Raw genomic sequence first — 15,489 nt, 5'->3', positions numbered from 1 at the left:
CAGAGTGCCGGGTGTAGCACTCGCATCAACCTGAATGGCTTGCGTAAATGTCGCCTCGTGGCCGTGCACTCCCACGGTTGCTTTATCTGCGGTGCTATAAAACGGCTCTGTCTTGGACTCCGTGGGCTGTCCGGCAGCCGTGATCCCCTTGCCCTCAACAGTCACACTCGTTGGAGTGAAGAGACTCTCATCGGCAGCGAGGCCATAGATGTGTGTCCCACCAATAAGCTTCGCCGAGATCGTCACCGTGGCAAACTCACCGGGTCGCGCGGGAGTCGGTGCGACAGTTGCCGTGAGGGTCGGCTTTTGCGGCGTGGCAAAGGCGCTGGACACTCCGACGAGCGCGACCACAAAGAAGGCAAGGAGGCGTCGCATGGCTACTTGCTCACCATCAGAGGCGCGGTAACCGTCACCGAGTCGGGAGGCAGACAGCCCGTCTCATTACAGCCTTGGGACTTGAGCGTGGTAGCGAGCTTTAAGGCACCAGGCTTGACGGTCTTTGCCAGCGCGATAGGAACCGTCACGGTGATCGTCCCTTCATGAACACGCGTCTTTTCGTGCATTTTAGGGGCAGGCCAGACTGCCTTTCCAAACACCACGCCAGGGATCTTCCCATAGACCAGCTCAGATGCAATCGCGAACTCATCCCCCGGCTTAGGGTCGTAGATATGAAAACCGGGAGCCATCGCGATAGTGAGGGTCAGGGTTGCCTTCCCTCCTGCTTTGACACTTCCCGGAGCCGCGCTCGCCTTCACGGAAGACAGAAAGCCGGGCATTTTAGGAGCCTGAGCGGGAGCCGAAACGGTAAGCGACGAGATCAGTGCAGCCACGGCTGCGGTGCGAATCCACATAATCGTAAAGTCCTCTTGTCCTATAGTACAAAGATCACCGGGCAATTAGTTCCTGTACTCGATCTCCCAGTCTACAATATCTAAGTTCGGCTCGTCCACTAGCGAGAGGACGTGATCGCGCACATCGTTCTCGGTGGGCTCCCGGCGGTCGTCGGTGTTGCGCCTGAGCTGGTTCTGGGCGGTGTCAATCGTAATGAACTGGTTGAGTGAGCCGGTGTTTCGTCCATCGCCGAGGGCATCCCAGACCTTAGGAGCATCTTCTGCCCCCTGAGGAATGTTATTGGTGGCGATAATATTGAGCTGAACGAAGCGCTGCGTGCTGTTGGGCAGCGTGTTGAGATCTATTTGAAACGAGACGACTTTTGTCCCTCGGACAATCGGCGTGGACTGATAGGGAAGGCCCAGTGGCGTGAAGATTCCCTCGACGGGGTTCTTGAGAACGCCGTTACTCAGACACGAGTAAACCCCGTAGCCAGGACCGCGGTAGTTGTAGGCAACAAACCCCACAAAGCCCTGCCCGGCCGTGGCATTGGCGGCAGCGAAGCCATTTCCCCAAGGACGATCTACGACAGGCACAGGGCCACTGTCGGCGGGATCGGCGGTGCGGTTAATCGTGACAAAGTAGTAGTACGGCTGACCCGACTCCGAAGTCTGCACCTCGCCTCGGAGTGCAAAGGTCACTCGGAGCAGTTTTGGTGCGACAAAAGAGCCTGCGGGCGGTACCTTGGCGCAGCTCGTGAGAATGACCAGGGGAAGAGTAAACAAAAAAAACGATATCTTCATGATTGGTTTGGAGTCGTGCAACGCGGTCTACCTTCGATGGGCGCGGGAGCGGGTGCGGCCCATGCCACTTATTTTATGGGAGTGCGCATGGCAGATCGCGACGGCGAGGGCATCCGCAGCATCGTCTGGCTTGGGCACTTCGGCTAAGTTTAGCAAACGAACGACCATCGCTTGAACTTGCTGCTTCTCTGCCGCACCGGTTCCCGTCACGGCGGACTTCACTTGCATCGGGGTGTACTCCATCCACGGCAGGTTCCGCTGGGCAAAGGCCAGCAAGATCGCGCCACGTGCCGCGCCTACGGCAATTCCGTTGGTGACATTCTTGTCAAAGAAGAGCTTCTCGGAGGCGACTTGATCGGGCGTGTAGCGATCTAGGAGTGTGTTGATATCATCGTAGATAGACTTCAGGCGGTCGGGAAGGGCCATGTCCGGCGTTGTCAGCAAGACCCCAACGTCCACCGGTATCAGGCGTCCCTCTTCGTAGCGGATCACCCCAAAGCCCGTCGTCGCCGTCCCCGGATCAATTCCCAGTATCGTCACGAGGTCAGGATACCACCTCTGCCACCAGAAACCGACTCAGCGCAGCGCCGTCAACGGCAACGACGACGTAGAGATTGGGGCTCGGTGCATTGACCAGCAGCTCTGTGAGTTTGCCACTCGCGTCCACGGCGACGCGTGCTGGCACGACTCGAAAGAGCCGGAGCCAGGGCATGGGCTCGGGGTGGCGGGCAAGGCAGAACGCGGGAAGCGTCGAGAGCAGAGTCGCCTCTTGCTTCTCCTCATCCCAGTGCCGCCAGAGACAGACATCACCGGGAAGCCAGATCACGCCCTCGCCGGACGTGAGCAGGCGACCAAACGCAGGATCAGGGTCACCCCCAAAGCGCTCCGGGTAGCGCTCTTTCAGGCGTGGGTCAATGGGCAAGAAACCCTCCGCACGTCCGCCCACCAGAAACAGCCGCGCGACTTTTGAGCGAATCAGCGCCTGGTCTGAAGCCAAGAGCGCATCGAGGGCCTCAAACTCCGCCGTGACAATCAGGCTCACGGGCTCGGGGGTAGCACGAAGCGTCTCGGAGAGAGACTCTGGCGTGACACGTGGGGCTTGATCGTAGGGATCGCCCTGACCTAACAGCAGGTTCATGGCCTGAGTGTACCCTCTGCGATAAAATGTACCATGCCATCTCCATTCCCTGGTATGGATCCGTATCTGGAAAATCCCGATCACTGGCGTGGTATCCATACAGCGCTGATTTTCTGTTGCTTCGAGGCACTCAATCGCGCCCTTCCGCCAGGCTTCGTCGCACGAATCGAGGAGCGCATCTACTTGACGGCCCCTGAGGATCGCTTCTACCCAGATATTGCCATCGAACGTCTTCCCACACTTGGGGGCCGTCAAGCCGTCTTGGAGGCCCCTCGCGGAATAGACATTCCTCTAAGCGTTGCCCTGGAGGTTAGGGAGGTGCGGCAGCGGTTTATTGAGATTGTGGAGCTAGCGGTTCCCGAGCGGGTGATTACGGCTCTTGAGATTCTCAGCCCGACCAATAAAACGCCTGGAGATGGCTACGCGGAGTACAGACGCAAGCAGGCGGAGTATCTCAAAAGCGCGACACACTTGCTGGAGATCGACCTGCTGCGCGCTGGGACACATACGGTCGCGGCCTCAAAGAGCGAGATCACAGCGCACTTTGGGCACTGGGACTATGTCGTTTGCTTGCACCGCGCGGGTAGCGGCCTGACCGGCGACACGTGGCCACGCACCGTTCGTCAGGTTCTACCCCAAGTACTTATTCCACTCACGGAAACCCACCCCGATATTCGCCTAGACTTACAGAGCATCATCAGCCGTGTCTATGAAGCGGGCGCGATGGAGCGCAGTATTGATTACTCCCTCCCCCCAGTCCCAGCCCTCCACCCCGAGGACGCAGAGTGGGCAGATGCCCTGCTCCAGTCGCACGGCTTCCGCTAGACACCTCGCTTACAGCTGGGCAAAAAAAATTGCGGAGGGCGACTTTAGACAGGTCGTTCACGAGCTGAGAGCCGGGGTTAGGGAACCGATGCATTTCCCAGGCGATCCACGGCGGTAACGACGGCTTGCTCGACCAGTGCGCTGGTGTCGTAGGTGGCGTGGTCGCCGGGGAGGATGACGGTGCTCCAGCGGTCGTCGGTGCGCCACTGGACGGCGTAGACGAAGGCTTTGTCCACGGGTTGCCAGGAGATGACACCGTTGCGGATACGGATGCCTTTGGGCGTGGGTGGTGGCGTGCTGCCCAGCCAAGGGCAGGCGGGGACAAGCGCGGGCTCGGGATAGACAACCGTGGCGAGGCGACCCGCCATCGTACGGATGTCCTCCTCCATGCCTTTTCGTAGAGCAACGGCGGAGAAATGCAAGTGGCCGCTGGGAGTGCCGGAGAGCCCACGTGCCACTTTAATCTGGTACTCGATCTCCAGCGGTGGGTACTTGCTGGTGTAGAGCCCCGGCCACAGGTGGCGATTTAGCTTGTTCTGCTCCGCCCTCCAGAGAAGCAATATCGGAAAGCTCTGCCCCGCCTGATCTATCTTCCAGTAGAGCTGCGGTGCGAAGTAGTCCGCCCAGCCCTCCTGCATCCACTTGCGGCTGTCACCGTAGAGGTTCTCGTAGGAGTCGTAGCCGGTGATCTGGGGCGGATAGCCGGGTCGCCAGATACCAAAGGGGGAGATTCCAAACTTCACGTGCGGCTTCTCGGCCTTGATCTGCTGGTAGAGCGTCTGGAGAAAGTCGTCTATGTTCTTGCGCCGCCAGTCCGAGCGGGAGAGCTTGCCACCCGAGAGGGTGTAGCGCTTCCAGGACGGATCATCCGGGAAGGGCTTGGCAATCTTGTCTTTCTCGTTGATCCAGATCTTGTAAGGGTAGAAGTAGTCGTCCACATGCAGGCCGTCAATGTCGTAGCGACGGACAATATCCATCAGGACATCGAGCGAGTGCTTACTGGCATCGGGCTCACCGGGATCGAGCCACTGAAGATTGCCGTAGGGCTTGACGAGATCGGGGCGCTTGACCGAGATATGGTTGGCTGCCAGTGAGCTCTTCCCCCCCGGCTGCCGCACTCGGTAGGGATTGACCCAGGCGTGTAGCTCGATTCCCCGGTCATGGGCCTCTTTCACGGCTTCCGCGAGGGGGTCCCAGCCAGGGTCTTGGCCTATGGTTCCGGTGAGGTACTCGCTCCAGGGCTCTTTCTCCGAGCGGTAGAGGGCATCACAGGATGTTCGCACTTGCAGCAAGACCGCATTGAGCTTGAGGCGCTTGGCACGCTCCAGAAGCGCGATCAGCTCCGCGCGCTGGCCTTCAGGAGGCAAGCCGGGCTTGCTGGGCCAGTCAATGTTGTTGACCGTGGCCACCCAGAGCCCCCGAAACTCCCGCGCAATCGGGGGGGGAGTTTGTCGAGCCTGGGCTTGTGCTTCCTTTTCGCCCACAACGAGTGCGGCTCCCGCTCCGGCGGAGAGGGTCAAAAAATCACGTCGTTTCACAAGAGGGAGTTTACCCGAAAAGAAAGAGCGCCTCTGGTCAGAGGCGCTCTTTCTTTTCCCTGGTGAGGAGGCTACGGCCCGCTACTGCTCATCGCCTCGGGAGCGTGGATCAGGAAGTAGATACGCCCAATGAGAAGCGCCATACGGGCCATGATCGTGTTTCCAAACATCGCGCCAAAGGCGATCATCATGGCGTAGCGCCCGAACTTGGAGACTTTACTGATGGCTCCGGTACTTTTCTGCTCAAACGAGAAGAAGAAGTAGACCATCACCGCCGTCAGGATCGCCATGAAGAGCCAGTTGTTGAGCACCGTGGCGTAGGAAGCGATGGGGTACTCTTGGTTGATCTTCGTCGAATCTACCCAGAGTGTCTTGGTCGCAGCCGTCTGGATCTTGGGCCAGTAGTCGCCCGCAAAGCCCTGGAACTGCTGTCCGGCGGCGAGACCGATAAACAGACCGAAGATCAGGCGTGCCATCCAGCCGTTCTTCTTCGAGTAGATAAAGTAGAACAGCGACCCGGCGGGGAGTAGTAAGATCAGCCACCACTTGCCGTCGTTGACCATCGGCTCCCACCAGTTGGTCTTGAGCACATCGTTCCAGTTTGCCGCGATGGCATAGCCACCCGCAAGCCCGAGATACAAGTGCTCAAAGAAGCGGAAGACTTTATTTTCTTTATAGAGAACCGAGTAGATTCCCAGCGTTGTCAGCACCCCGAGGAGCACGACAATGGTTTTCAGCATTCCCTCAGACATGGTTAGCGTCCTCCCTCGGCGGCAGCGCGCTGCTTGCGCTCCACAAACATTCCAATATTTCCCAGCACGATCAGCACCACGATCAGCAAGTGCGAGAGCGAGAGCGAGGCCGAGGCCGACGATGCGAAGCCTTCTTTTTGCAGGAGCAGCTCGTACTCGCTTGCTCCCTTGAGACCAATCAGCATTCCCTGAAGCTGCCCAGACTCGACATAGTTCACCGCTTCCGTCGCCATCACCGAGGTCGGGCCATAGAGTGTCGGGATCGGTGCTTTTCCGGCACGCTGGTAGAACTGAATCCAGACAGGAAGAGTGGCTGAGGCAGCGAACTCACAGATCAGGGAAACATCGTTGACACTCTTGATGCCTTGCATGCAGGCAACCTGGCTGATCGCCGTTCCTTTGATGTCTTTGCCCATCGCGCCGGGCAGATCGTTGACCGCTGTCTTAAGAAGCGCAACGGCAGCCCCTGCAGGTCGGTAGCCCCAGTTGACATAGTCGCGGCCATACTGGTAGTCGTACTCTTTGGCAAGCTTATCTACCACCTGCTGGCCCAGCTCACGGCCCTGCGGGTCACTAAAGCCAAAGATGGCGAACTTGAGCTTGCGCATCATCAGGTGCCGCACCGTGGCCTCGCACTGTGAGAGATTCTCTGCCAGCGTCCCTGCCGCAAAGTTGCAAGAGACAATCACGATCTTGTTCTTGGCAACGGGGTCTGCGGCCACTTTCTCGATCGTGTCGTAGTAGCTCTGGGTAAAGCCCGTGATTGCGGGCTTGGGGAGCGGTTTGGTCACGATGGGAAAGAGCAGCGGGATCGCAATCACAATCGCGAGGAGCAGATAGAGCATCCGCCGGTCGAGGTTGTTGAGGATATTCATGCTTACAGTTCCTCCTCGAAGTAGGAGCCACGCTCCAGCGAGAGCCAGAGTCGCAGCGATGTCGCCAGGGCGCCGACGGCAAGGCCAAAGTCAATGGCCATGGTCGCAGGGTTGCTGGCTTTCTTCAGAATCCACTGCCCGATATTTTCCAGGCGCAGGTTGCCTAGTACATCAGTCTTGCCATTGGGGAGCCAGTTGGTGAGGGCCTGGCCAATCGGGACATTGCCCAGCATCACCAGCGCAGCGGCCACCAGAAGAATCGTCGCCTCAATGGAGCGGACGCGGAACGCACGGTAGGCTGCCGAGACAATATAGAACGCGATAATGGAGAACATGGTCGCATCCAGGTTCTTCATCAGCCCGTTGTAGAGCAGACTGTCCAGAGTCTCTAGCCAGCCTCCCTTACTGCTGTACTCTTTCCCGATATGGGCAAAGGCCATCAGGAAGATCGCTGCAATCAGGGTCGCAGAGTTACCCCAGCCTGCACGCTTCATGGCGATATTGCGCAGGTGCACCGACATGAGCGAGTAGATCCCCAGTCCAATCGCAAAGGCTTGGAGAACCAGCGCCCAGTCCGAGACATCCTTAAACTTTGGGGTCAGGAAGTTCTCTTGGGTGACGAGCTTCTCCGCCGCCTCGGGGCCGAAGGGCTTGTCGGGCGTTGTCGCCTCCAGAGCCGCTTTGAGCGCAAGCTGTGCATCTTCCGGCGAGAGCTCCTGGAGTTTTTTGATCGCTTCGGGGTCAAGCGCCTTGCCCGCTTTCTGGGCCTCGGCGGCGAAATCAGGCGCGGTCTGTGTTGGTGCGCCGTATTTCTTAATCAGGTCTTGCTTATTGGCAACGACGGCGTGCGTGGGGTAGAAAAACTCCACGGCATAGAAGCAGCCCGAGAGAAAGGTAACGAGGACAATCAGGGGTTTGCGGAGCCGATTGGGCACCAGGGTGAGCACAAAGAGGATTACGATCCCGATCAGCAGCCCTACAAAGATCATTCCCATCTACTTGCCCTCCTCTTTCGGCCCTTGCATCAGCTCGCCAATCGGAACGCTCTGGTCGGCGAGTAGGTTCTTAAACAGGTTCGGGTTCACAAACGTGGTGCAGAGTGCCCCCACAACGACCATCGCGAGAATCCCGATCTTGACCCGGTCTTGTGCGACAATCGAGCCCATGAGAGTCGGCTGGCGCGTGAGATAGGCGGTCGCGGCGTAGTACTCATCACCGATAATCACGTAGTCACAGGCGGCGATAAAGAACGGAACTTGCGTGGTACTCGGGGTTCCCGCCACCTGGATCGCTCCGACCATGTTGGCGTTCTCCGCCATGATCAGCGACTCGGCAAAGAACGTCCCAAAAAGAAACGTCGCAGCAAATTTTTCGCGCTGGATCATCCCAGCCACACCGGCGGCGTAGGCAAACTGCTGGTTGGACAGGTAGCGCACATCATCGGGAGAGTAAGCATCCCCACGCCCCGCTTGGTTGTAGGCATTGGAGATCGTGTCTTCCGCGATGGGGAGCATGGCGGAGTTGTAGACCGGCATCTGCACCCGAGTGCCGTAGCGCGCCGCCGACGATGCCACGTTGGCACAGATGGCTAGCGCTTGGAGCGTGATGATGTCAATGCCATCGGAGAGACCAGTGGAGAGAAGGATCCCGCGCCCCATCTCGACAGCGCGTCCCACGGCTTCGTCAATGGCTGAAAGCCCCGGAATGCGCCGGATGAAGTACTGTTTTCCTTGCTGGGCCGAGACCACGGTCACGACGATGACAATAGACATCGTCAGCAACAGGATCAGGGCAGGCCAGGTTGCGTGGTTCATATAGTTTTATCCTCAATGCGACGGATGAGAGCTTCGACGCCGCCAGGCTCTGCCAGCAAGCGCCCAAATACCTGCATCCGGTTCAGCCCGACCAGCGGGCCGAAGAGTGGTGTGAGTGCGATCAGGCTCTGGGAGAGCATAAAGGCCATGGGGCGGTGCATCTCCAGGGCGATAATGGCGGGAACACTCAGCCCGCGCTTGACCACTTGCGTGGAAATTTTTTCAAGAAGTGCCTCCCGCTCCGCCTCGGGAAGCGGCTCATTCCAGTGCGCGAGGCTCATGCTTTCACCTCATCCTGCGGCAGCAGCGCCTTAACCGACTGGCGAACTTGCTGCTCGTTATCTGCGGAGAAGCGCAGGCGAATCCCCCGGAAGGAGTCGAGGCGCGAGGGGATCTTTAGGGTCGAGAGATAGATGCCCTCTTTTCCCACCATCGCCCGCCGCACATCGCTCCAGGCTATTTCGAGCTTGATCGCCGGGCCACAGGAGCAGAACGCACCGGTTTTGGTGAGCTTGTAGTCCACCGGGAAAAGATACTCCGCCATCGCTCCCGTGAGAGCCACGATGGGAAGAAACAGCCCCAGTGGGTAGGGAAAGGCAAGCCGCCAGAACGCGAACGCCAGCCCGTAGCCCAGTGCGACCAGCCCAATCTTCTGCGGCTCCTCCCGCAGTCGGTGGATGCGCCAGGCCAGGATTACGTCCTCACGAGCGTTGCTTTTCTCTACGAGATCCTTCGTCAAATCGGGTGGAGTATAGCCGCTTAGAGGCACTTTCGTCAATGTTCTCACACGCTCTTCTACGAGCCACTCACTTTCTGGGGGGACTTGCATTACTGACATGCCTGCGATAAACTTATGACCAGAAGACGATTCCAGTCAATATGGGAAGTAAAGAGAACAACTGCAGTGGTGGAGACGAGACGCGGCGGGCTATCTTAGAGGCCGCCCGTAAGCGTTTTTTGTACTATGGTTTCAAAAAAACTACCATCGACGAGATTGCTGCGGATGCGGGGATTGGCAAGGGATCGGTCTATCTGCACTTTGAGACCAAGGAAGCACTCCTCCTCACACTAGCCCGCGATGTCAAGCGCAATGTCACCGATCAGATGCGAGCCATTGCCGCCTCACTTGCCTCGCCCGAAGAGAAGCTGAGGCGGATGCTCTTGGCGGCGATTCTCTCGGTTCACGATGTGGCGCAAGTGACGGTTCATGGCACCGAGCTTGTCAACGAGCTGCTCTCTCCGCGCCTGATGCAGTGTGGTCAGCCCGAGCGTGAGGCACAGCTTTCCCTCCTCACTCAGGTACTCACCGAAGGAGATTTCGAGCTACCAAGCACACCCGCCGAGGCGGCCTCGCACTTCTTACTAGCCATGGTGCCTTTCTTCCCGCCCTATCTCAACCCCTGTCATGCAAGCCCGTCTTGTCGTAAAGGGCTGGAAGCTCAAGCAAATGCGATGCTAGACTTTCTGCTTCACGGGATTCGGAAGCGCTAGAAATTTTTGGAACCCACTGACCAAAAAACGAATTTAGTCAATAAGAGTAAAACAATGAAAAGTGAAACACAAACACAGATTTTCGAAAAGGTGATCCTCCCCCACGAACCCTCTCTCTACGGCCCCGCGATGGCTCTCACCCGGAGCGCCTCAGACGCTGAGGATCTCGTGCAGGAGACACTGCTGCGTGCCTACGACCGGTTCGATACCTACCGCTCGGATGGGAGCCCCCGTGCCTGGCTCCATACCATTATGCGGAATCTTTTCTACAACATGTACCGTAAGAAGTCCCGTGAGCCGCGCCAGATATCCTTGGAAAACGCCGACGGCACTGCTATCGAGCAGCCCACAGCACCCAATGCCTCACCAGAGCGCCAGGTACTCTCCCAGTTGGAGGGGGCCGCACTGCTCCAGGCCGTTCGCACGCTCCCTGAAGAGTACCGGCGCGTTGTGGCGATGGCAGACTTGCAGGGCATGGCCTACCAGGAGATCGCGGAAGACTTAGCCATTCCGGTCGGAACGGTGCGCTCGCGCCTCTCGCGTGGCCGCGAGCGTGTTCGCCGCTCCTTGGTAGCCTGGCACCCGGAGACAGCTCCGAGCCTCACCCGGCGCACAGCCCTGAACTAGGCGCGGGTGGGAGCCGCGAGGGTGACCCTTACGGTTGTCCCTTTACCCTGCTCGCTCTCAAGGAGGAGAGTTCCCCCATGCGCTTCCGCAATCGCGCGCGAGATCGCCAGACCTAGGCCCGTCCCCCCGCCCCGCCTGGCGCGGGCGCTGTCTACTCGGTAGAAGCGCTCCCCGAGGTGTGCAAGATGCTCCGGTGAGACCCCCTCCCCTGTGTCGGTGACGGTAAAGCCACTCGGTTGAGCAACGATACGGACTTTCCCATCGGCGGGGGTATGGCGCAAGGCATTGTCTAGTAGGTTCAGCAGTAAGCGATGCAGCAAGTGCGAATCTCCCCAGACCGACTCCTGCGCAACCTGGACCTCCATAGTGGCCCCCATCGGGTGGAGCTTTTTCGCCTCCGAGACCACTTCTTGGAAAAGCACCGCCAGAGAGACTTCAGACTCTTTTAGCGAGAGCTGTGCATGATCCGTGCGCGCCAGCAAGAGTAAGTCTTGCACGATACGGCTGGTTCGGTCGGCAGCGCGATCAATCTCAACAAGTGTCTCGCGGTAGTCTGGGGTAAGATCCGGATCCGCAAGCGCGAGGCTAGAGTTTGCCTTGATCACCGTCAGCGGTGTCTTTAGCTCGTGCGAGGCATCGGCGACAAAGCGCTTCTGGCGATCAAACGAAGCTTCTAGGCGCCCCAGCATTCCATTGAAAGTCTGCGAGAGGCGTGCGAACTCATCTTTACCACGTACCGGCATCCGCTCCGAGAGATCCTCAACCCCAATTCGCCCCGCCGCCTCCGTGATCTGCCGCACCGGTGCCAGTGCTCGCCCTGTCAAGAACATCCCTGCTGCTCCCGCAATGAGAAGTGCAATCGGAATCATCGTCATCATCGTCCGGTTCAGGCGAGTTAGCTCACTGTTCATGGGAGCTAGTGACTCGGAGCGCTGGCCATAGATATCCGGCCCACTTGATGTCTTCGTCTTGAAGGTCGCAATCCGGCGATTTCCTCGCGTGTTCCAGATGGGCTTTCCTGTTTCGACACACTTTTTGAAGCTCGCCGTATCGAGAAGTGGGGTCGTTCCATCGAGTGCGTTCGTCCCTGTTGCGAGATAAAAAGTCCAGGTGGGCATCTCTGCATCATACGAGCGAGCTTCGGCAAACCTCTCTCGCAGCTCCTCGAGTGTAAAGCCGTTGCTAGACCGTCGTCCTATGCGGTTCGTACGCTCATGATAGAGCTGATAGTCAATGGATTCTATCAGTTTTGCTTGAACCTGGACACGAACCATTGCACCAAAAGAACCTAGGGCCAGCGCAAACACCAACATATTCAGCAAGGTGAGCCGGAGGCGGACACTCATATCTTTCCCTCTTCCCCTTTTTCTTCACCCTCAATCGGGCGGCGCAGGACATAGCCAACTCCATGTACCGTATGAATCAGCTTAACACTTGCATCTGCATCTATCTTGCGCCGGAGCATCGTGATATAGACATCTACGGTGTTCGAGCCCGTCCGGCCTTCGTCATCCCAGACGCGCTCCAGAACCAGCTCGCGTGTCAGGGTGCGGCCTTCGTTTTTCGCAAGAGCCTCCAGAAGGCTATACTCACGCGGCGTGAGAGGCAGCTCCTCGCCGTCACGGAGCACGCGTCGTGCCGTGGTGTCAATCTCTAAGTCGCGGATTTGGATAATGCTGCTCTTATTGACGCCTTCGCGGCGGAGTAGCGCACGCACACGGGCCAGTAGCTCCTCGAAGGCAAAGGGCTTGGGTAAATAATCGTCTGCTCCCGCTTCCAGTCCTTTCACACGCTCCGAGACCGCGTCACGGGCCGTGAGCATCAGAATGGGCGTGCGATCGCGACGTGCCCGGAGGCGACGGCAGATCTCCAGACCATCGAGGCCCGGTAGCATTAAGTCCAGTAGGATAAGCGAGTAGCCGCCCTCTTTGGCCAGCTCCCAACCTGCCAGTCCCTCGTCGGCAACCTCGACTTGGTACCCGGCCCGCTCCAGCCCCCGCTTTACCACGGACGCAATCGGAGCCTCATCTTCCACCATAAGAATTCGCACAGGCTGTTATATCGCTGCACGACGCGCTTCGCATTCATGGATTTTTAACGCAAAAAGCTCGTGTCGCACAGCAACACGAGCTTTCTGGTTTTCAACGCAGCAAACTAGATATGCGCGGTGAGCTTCTCCGCAATTACCTGGCGGGGAGCGAGCCCGACCATCCCATCTACTTGCTTACCATCTTTGAAGATCAGCAGCGCCGGGATGCTCTGAATGCCGTACTGGCCCGCCAGCTCAGGCTCTTCGTCCACGTTGAGCTTCACAATCTTGACCGTCTCGCCAAGCTGCTCCGCGACGGCATCAAGCTCAGGGGCGATACGGCGACACGGGCCACACCAGGGAGCCCAAAAATCAACTAGGACGGGGACAGTGGCCTTCAGAACCGTTGTCTCAAAATCGGCGGATGTAACCGCTGCTGCTGCACTCATTTTAACTTCCTCCAAACAGTCTTTAGAAAATCTTCCACACTCGTTACAATGTAGCCAGGCGATTAGTTCCCAACCACTCTGAGTTCCTTAGACGAGACCGTCAGGCGCTGACACCCCGTACTCGTCACCAGCACATCGTCTTCAATCCGCACGCCGCCCAAGCCCTCGATGTAGACCCCTGGCTCGACCGTCGCCACCATGCCCTCTGCCAGGGTCACCGTGGCTTTTGGGGAGAATGTTGGCAGGGGCAGATCATGCACCACACGCCCCAAGCCATGCCCAAGACCGTGGGGCATCTCACTATAGCCCGCGTTTTTCAGCATCTCTCGTGCAAGCGTGTCCACACTCTTGCCTTCCACACCGGGCTTGATGGCCGCAAGTGCCGCAAGCTGAGCCGCCAGAACAGAGTCGTAGATGTGGCGCATTTTTTCCGTCGGCTCCCCCCCAATCACCACGGTGCGCGTGATGTCGGAGCAGTAGCCGTTGAGCACGCAGCCAAAGTCCATCAGCACAAACTCTGGCCCGCCCGACGAGCCTAGCATGCGCTCCCCTGCCCGCCCATGGATCAGCGCCGCATTGGGGCCGCTGCCCACAATCGGGTCAAAGCTGAGCTTCTGCGCCCCGTGCGTCCGAAAATACGACTCCAGCTCCCATGCCACCTGCGCCTCGGTCATTCCGGGTTTTATGAAGCCGCAGAGGTGCTCAAAGCAGGCATCGGCGAGCTGGCAGGCCGCTTGAATTTTAGCGATCTCGCTCGCATCTTTAATCGCACGAATCGCCTCAACATCGCCGGAGCGGGCGAAAACAGCCTGCTGCGCACGGTTATCTGGGTCGAGAGTCTGCTCCAGCGTGAGATACGCACTGTAGGGAATATGATCGGCTTCAAAGCCAATACAGTCAATCCCGGTGCCGTGATTGTCACGGAGCCACTCCCCTGCCGCGATCAACAGAATGCTTCCCGCAGGCAAGACAATGCGCTCAAAACCCGGTACCTCTCTGGCGGCCTGGGTTCCGTAGCGTCCGTCGGTATAAAATAGCGCCTTATTTTTCGTCAGCACCACCAGGCCATTGGAGCCTGAAAAACCCGTCAAGTAGCGGACATTTTCCATATGGGAGACAATCAAGGCATCAATGCCCCGAAGTTTCTCCGCCTCTAGATCAAACCGTGCTCGAAGGCCAGCAATACGCTGCGGATAGGCAAACTCTGTCATGGGCGGAATTGTACCTGACTCTGGTAAAATCCTCGCATGTCAACGATTCAGACGATGCGCGGCGTGGCCTTTGCCCCGCGCGAGACCGTGCGGGTGGCGTTGTTGGGCTGTGGCGGGCGCGGACGTGGGATGCTGGGTGAGCTCCTCGCCGTTGCGGGCGTGGAGATCGTCTCCGTTTTTGATGTGAGCGAGGAAGCGGCACAGAAAGCGGCGGCGGCGGTCGTTCAAAAAGAGAAGCCGGAGCCCAAGATTGTTGTGGGGGGCGATGTGCGCCAGGTGCTGAATCCTGATACCACGGATCTGGCCTATATCGCGACTCCTTGGCAACAGCACGTCCCGTATGCCGTCGCCGCGATGGAGGCGGGGCTTCACGCCGCCGTGGAAGTACCTGCCGCTGTCACCATTGACGACTGCTGGGCGATGGTGGAGACAAGTGAGCGGACGCGGAGGCACTGCGTCCAGCTGGAGAACTGCTGCTACGGCGAGCTTGAGCTGATGATGGTCCACTTAGCCCAGCTTGGCAAGCTCGGAACTCTCACGCACGGCGAGGCGGCCTACATCCACGACCTACGTCACTTACTCCTCTCCGACCAGAGTGAGGGACTCTGGCGGCGCGAGCCCCACAAGACCAGCGATGGTAACTTCTACCCCACTCACGGCCTCGGCCCGGTTGCGCAGGCAATGGGAATTCACCGAGGAGATCGGTTCACACGCCTGATCTCGATGAGTAGTAACGAGGCTAGCCTCTCGGAGACGCGCGATGTGATTATCGAGGAGGGCAATGCCAAGCGCAGCGAAGTTTATAAAGCGGGCGACATGAACACCAGCCTGATCCAGACCGCCAAAGGCCGCACGATCATGCTCCAGCATGATGTCGTAACGCCACGCCCCTACAGCCGCGGGACACTGCTCCAGGGCTCCAAAGGCGCTATCCGCGACTACCCTGCCGGCGTCTTTCTAGAGCTTGACCCAAAGAAGCCACACCATGGCGCTTGGGCAGATCTAGAGACGATTAAAGAAGAGTTTGGCTCCCCTCTGTGGAAAGAGCTGGGTGCAAAAGCGCTAGAGACCGGCGGCCACGGCGGGATGGACTTCATGATGAACTA

Annotated in this window: 20 protein-coding genes; 4 read left to right on the top strand and 16 right to left on the bottom strand. The window is 58.6% G+C overall.

Annotated features, from left to right (window positions below):
• The 5 genes from AC1XOS_RS10590 to AC1XOS_RS10570 form a co-directional block, all read right to left on the bottom strand.
• Positions 1 to 375: hypothetical protein (locus tag AC1XOS_RS10590; protein WP_481962194.1), on the bottom strand; the 375-nt coding region annotated here is incomplete at its 3' end.
• Positions 376 to 377: 2 nt separating this feature from the next.
• Entirely contained in the window at positions 378 to 851 is a 474-nt protein-coding gene (locus tag AC1XOS_RS10585) for a protein-disulfide reductase DsbD N-terminal domain-containing protein (protein ID WP_481962193.1), read from the bottom strand.
• 45 nt (positions 852 to 896) lie between these two features.
• Positions 897 to 1,634, bottom strand: a complete 738-nt coding sequence (locus AC1XOS_RS10580) for a hypothetical protein (protein ID WP_481962192.1) — start codon at positions 1,632 to 1,634, stop codon at positions 897 to 899.
• Positions 1,635 to 1,661: 27 nt separating this feature from the next.
• Positions 1,662 to 2,174: a crossover junction endodeoxyribonuclease RuvC gene (ruvC, locus tag AC1XOS_RS10575; protein WP_481962191.1), complete on the bottom strand. Its 513-nt coding sequence runs from the start codon at positions 2,172 to 2,174 to the stop codon at positions 1,662 to 1,664.
• Positions 2,175 to 2,178: 4 nt separating this feature from the next.
• Positions 2,179 to 2,772, bottom strand: a complete 594-nt coding sequence (locus AC1XOS_RS10570; protein WP_481962190.1) for a nucleoside hydrolase — start codon at positions 2,770 to 2,772, stop codon at positions 2,179 to 2,181.
• Between the two features lie 33 nt (positions 2,773 to 2,805).
• Between AC1XOS_RS10570 and AC1XOS_RS10565 the strand changes: the two genes are divergently transcribed.
• Complete coding sequence (locus AC1XOS_RS10565) at positions 2,806 to 3,597, top strand: DUF4058 family protein (protein WP_481962189.1); 792 nt, start codon at positions 2,806 to 2,808, stop codon at positions 3,595 to 3,597.
• Positions 3,598 to 3,674: 77 nt separating this feature from the next.
• On the opposite strand, the gene AC1XOS_RS10560 is transcribed toward AC1XOS_RS10565, so the two are convergent.
• The 7 genes from AC1XOS_RS10560 to AC1XOS_RS10530 all read right to left on the bottom strand — a co-directional run bounded on the left by AC1XOS_RS10560 (position 3,675) and on the right by AC1XOS_RS10530 (position 9,315).
• Positions 3,675 to 5,135 carry a glycoside hydrolase family 10-like protein gene (locus tag AC1XOS_RS10560; RefSeq protein WP_481962188.1) on the bottom strand — a complete coding sequence of 487 codons (1,461 nt, stop codon included), beginning with the start codon at positions 5,133 to 5,135 and terminating at the stop codon, positions 3,675 to 3,677.
• Between the two features lie 71 nt (positions 5,136 to 5,206).
• Positions 5,207 to 5,887, bottom strand: a complete 681-nt coding sequence (locus AC1XOS_RS10555; protein ID WP_481962187.1) for a hypothetical protein — start codon at positions 5,885 to 5,887, stop codon at positions 5,207 to 5,209.
• A gap of 2 nt (positions 5,888 to 5,889) precedes the next feature.
• Positions 5,890 to 6,762 (bottom strand): hypothetical protein, encoded by an 873-nt coding sequence (locus AC1XOS_RS10550; protein ID WP_481962186.1) that lies wholly within the window; start codon positions 6,760 to 6,762, stop codon positions 5,890 to 5,892.
• 2 nt (positions 6,763 to 6,764) lie between these two features.
• Positions 6,765 to 7,757, bottom strand: a complete 993-nt coding sequence (locus AC1XOS_RS10545; protein WP_481962185.1) for a hypothetical protein — start codon at positions 7,755 to 7,757, stop codon at positions 6,765 to 6,767.
• Positions 7,758 to 8,576, bottom strand: coding sequence for a DUF6754 domain-containing protein (locus tag AC1XOS_RS10540; RefSeq protein ID WP_481962184.1), 819 nt, complete (start codon positions 8,574 to 8,576; stop codon positions 7,758 to 7,760).
• Entirely contained in the window at positions 8,573 to 8,857 is a 285-nt protein-coding gene (locus tag AC1XOS_RS10535; protein WP_481962183.1) for a hypothetical protein, read from the bottom strand. Before AC1XOS_RS10535 ends, AC1XOS_RS10540 begins: the two co-directional genes overlap by 4 nt.
• Positions 8,854 to 9,315, bottom strand: a complete 462-nt coding sequence (locus AC1XOS_RS10530; RefSeq protein WP_481962182.1) for a hypothetical protein — start codon at positions 9,313 to 9,315, stop codon at positions 8,854 to 8,856. Before AC1XOS_RS10530 ends, AC1XOS_RS10535 begins: the two co-directional genes overlap by 4 nt.
• A gap of 140 nt (positions 9,316 to 9,455) precedes the next feature.
• On the opposite strand from AC1XOS_RS10530, the gene AC1XOS_RS10525 reads away from it, so the two are divergent.
• On the top strand, positions 9,456 to 10,067 hold the full coding sequence (locus AC1XOS_RS10525; protein ID WP_481962181.1) for a TetR/AcrR family transcriptional regulator: 612 nt from the start codon (positions 9,456 to 9,458) through the stop codon (positions 10,065 to 10,067).
• A gap of 54 nt (positions 10,068 to 10,121) precedes the next feature.
• Positions 10,122 to 10,694: a sigma-70 family RNA polymerase sigma factor gene (locus AC1XOS_RS10520; RefSeq protein ID WP_481962180.1), complete on the top strand. Its 573-nt coding sequence runs from the start codon at positions 10,122 to 10,124 to the stop codon at positions 10,692 to 10,694.
• Here the strand turns inward: AC1XOS_RS10520 and AC1XOS_RS10515 are convergent.
• From AC1XOS_RS10515 to AC1XOS_RS10500, 4 genes are all read right to left on the bottom strand, one after another.
• Entirely contained in the window at positions 10,691 to 12,040 is a 1,350-nt protein-coding gene (locus tag AC1XOS_RS10515; protein WP_481962179.1) for an ATP-binding protein, read from the bottom strand. The two genes, AC1XOS_RS10520 and AC1XOS_RS10515, sit on opposite strands and share 4 nt — an antisense overlap.
• Entirely contained in the window at positions 12,037 to 12,744 is a 708-nt protein-coding gene (locus AC1XOS_RS10510) for a response regulator transcription factor (protein ID WP_481962178.1), read from the bottom strand. The genes AC1XOS_RS10515 and AC1XOS_RS10510 overlap by 4 nt, the downstream gene beginning before the upstream one ends.
• Positions 12,745 to 12,848: 104 nt before the next feature.
• Positions 12,849 to 13,172, bottom strand: a complete 324-nt coding sequence (gene trxA / locus AC1XOS_RS10505) for a thioredoxin (RefSeq protein ID WP_481962177.1) — start codon at positions 13,170 to 13,172, stop codon at positions 12,849 to 12,851.
• A 62-nt stretch (positions 13,173 to 13,234) separates the two neighbouring features.
• Entirely contained in the window at positions 13,235 to 14,383 is a 1,149-nt protein-coding gene (locus AC1XOS_RS10500) for a M24 family metallopeptidase (protein ID WP_481962176.1), read from the bottom strand.
• 36 nt (positions 14,384 to 14,419) lie between these two features.
• Between AC1XOS_RS10500 and AC1XOS_RS10495 the strand changes: the two genes are divergently transcribed.
• A partial coding sequence (locus AC1XOS_RS10495) for a Gfo/Idh/MocA family protein (protein WP_481962175.1) occupies positions 14,420 to 15,489 on the top strand: 1,070 nt, incomplete at its 3' end.

Source organism: Armatimonas sp., assembly GCF_964826245.1.
Note: the sequence above shows the minus strand (reverse complement) of the source record. Positions and strands in the feature narration are given on the sequence as shown.

Bases quoted from the DNA above. Each gene is read 5' to 3' on its own strand.
- AC1XOS_RS10585 (WP_481962193.1), bottom strand. From the start codon at position 851: ATGTGGATTCGCACCGCAGCCGTGGCTGCACTGATCTCGTCGCTTACC.
- AC1XOS_RS10580 (WP_481962192.1), bottom strand. From the start codon at position 1,634: ATGAAGATATCGTTTTTTTTGTTTACTCTTCCCCTGGTCATTCTCACG.
- AC1XOS_RS10570 (WP_481962190.1), bottom strand. From the start codon at position 2,772: ATGAACCTGCTGTTAGGTCAGGGCGATCCCTACGATCAAGCCCCACGT.
- AC1XOS_RS10565 (WP_481962189.1), top strand. From the start codon at position 2,806: ATGCCATCTCCATTCCCTGGTATGGATCCGTATCTGGAAAATCCCGAT.
- AC1XOS_RS10555 (WP_481962187.1), bottom strand. From the start codon at position 5,887: ATGTCTGAGGGAATGCTGAAAACCATTGTCGTGCTCCTCGGGGTGCTG.
- AC1XOS_RS10550 (WP_481962186.1), bottom strand. From the start codon at position 6,762: ATGAATATCCTCAACAACCTCGACCGGCGGATGCTCTATCTGCTCCTC.
- AC1XOS_RS10545 (WP_481962185.1), bottom strand. From the start codon at position 7,757: ATGGGAATGATCTTTGTAGGGCTGCTGATCGGGATCGTAATCCTCTTT.
- AC1XOS_RS10540 (WP_481962184.1), bottom strand. From the start codon at position 8,576: ATGAACCACGCAACCTGGCCTGCCCTGATCCTGTTGCTGACGATGTCT.
- AC1XOS_RS10535 (WP_481962183.1), bottom strand. From the start codon at position 8,857: ATGAGCCTCGCGCACTGGAATGAGCCGCTTCCCGAGGCGGAGCGGGAG.
- AC1XOS_RS10525 (WP_481962181.1), top strand. From the start codon at position 9,456: ATGGGAAGTAAAGAGAACAACTGCAGTGGTGGAGACGAGACGCGGCGG.
- AC1XOS_RS10520 (WP_481962180.1), top strand. From the start codon at position 10,122: ATGAAAAGTGAAACACAAACACAGATTTTCGAAAAGGTGATCCTCCCC.
- AC1XOS_RS10515 (WP_481962179.1), bottom strand. From the start codon at position 12,040: ATGAGTGTCCGCCTCCGGCTCACCTTGCTGAATATGTTGGTGTTTGCG.
- trxA (WP_481962177.1), bottom strand. From the start codon at position 13,172: ATGAGTGCAGCAGCAGCGGTTACATCCGCCGATTTTGAGACAACGGTT.
- AC1XOS_RS10500 (WP_481962176.1), bottom strand. From the start codon at position 14,383: ATGACAGAGTTTGCCTATCCGCAGCGTATTGCTGGCCTTCGAGCACGG.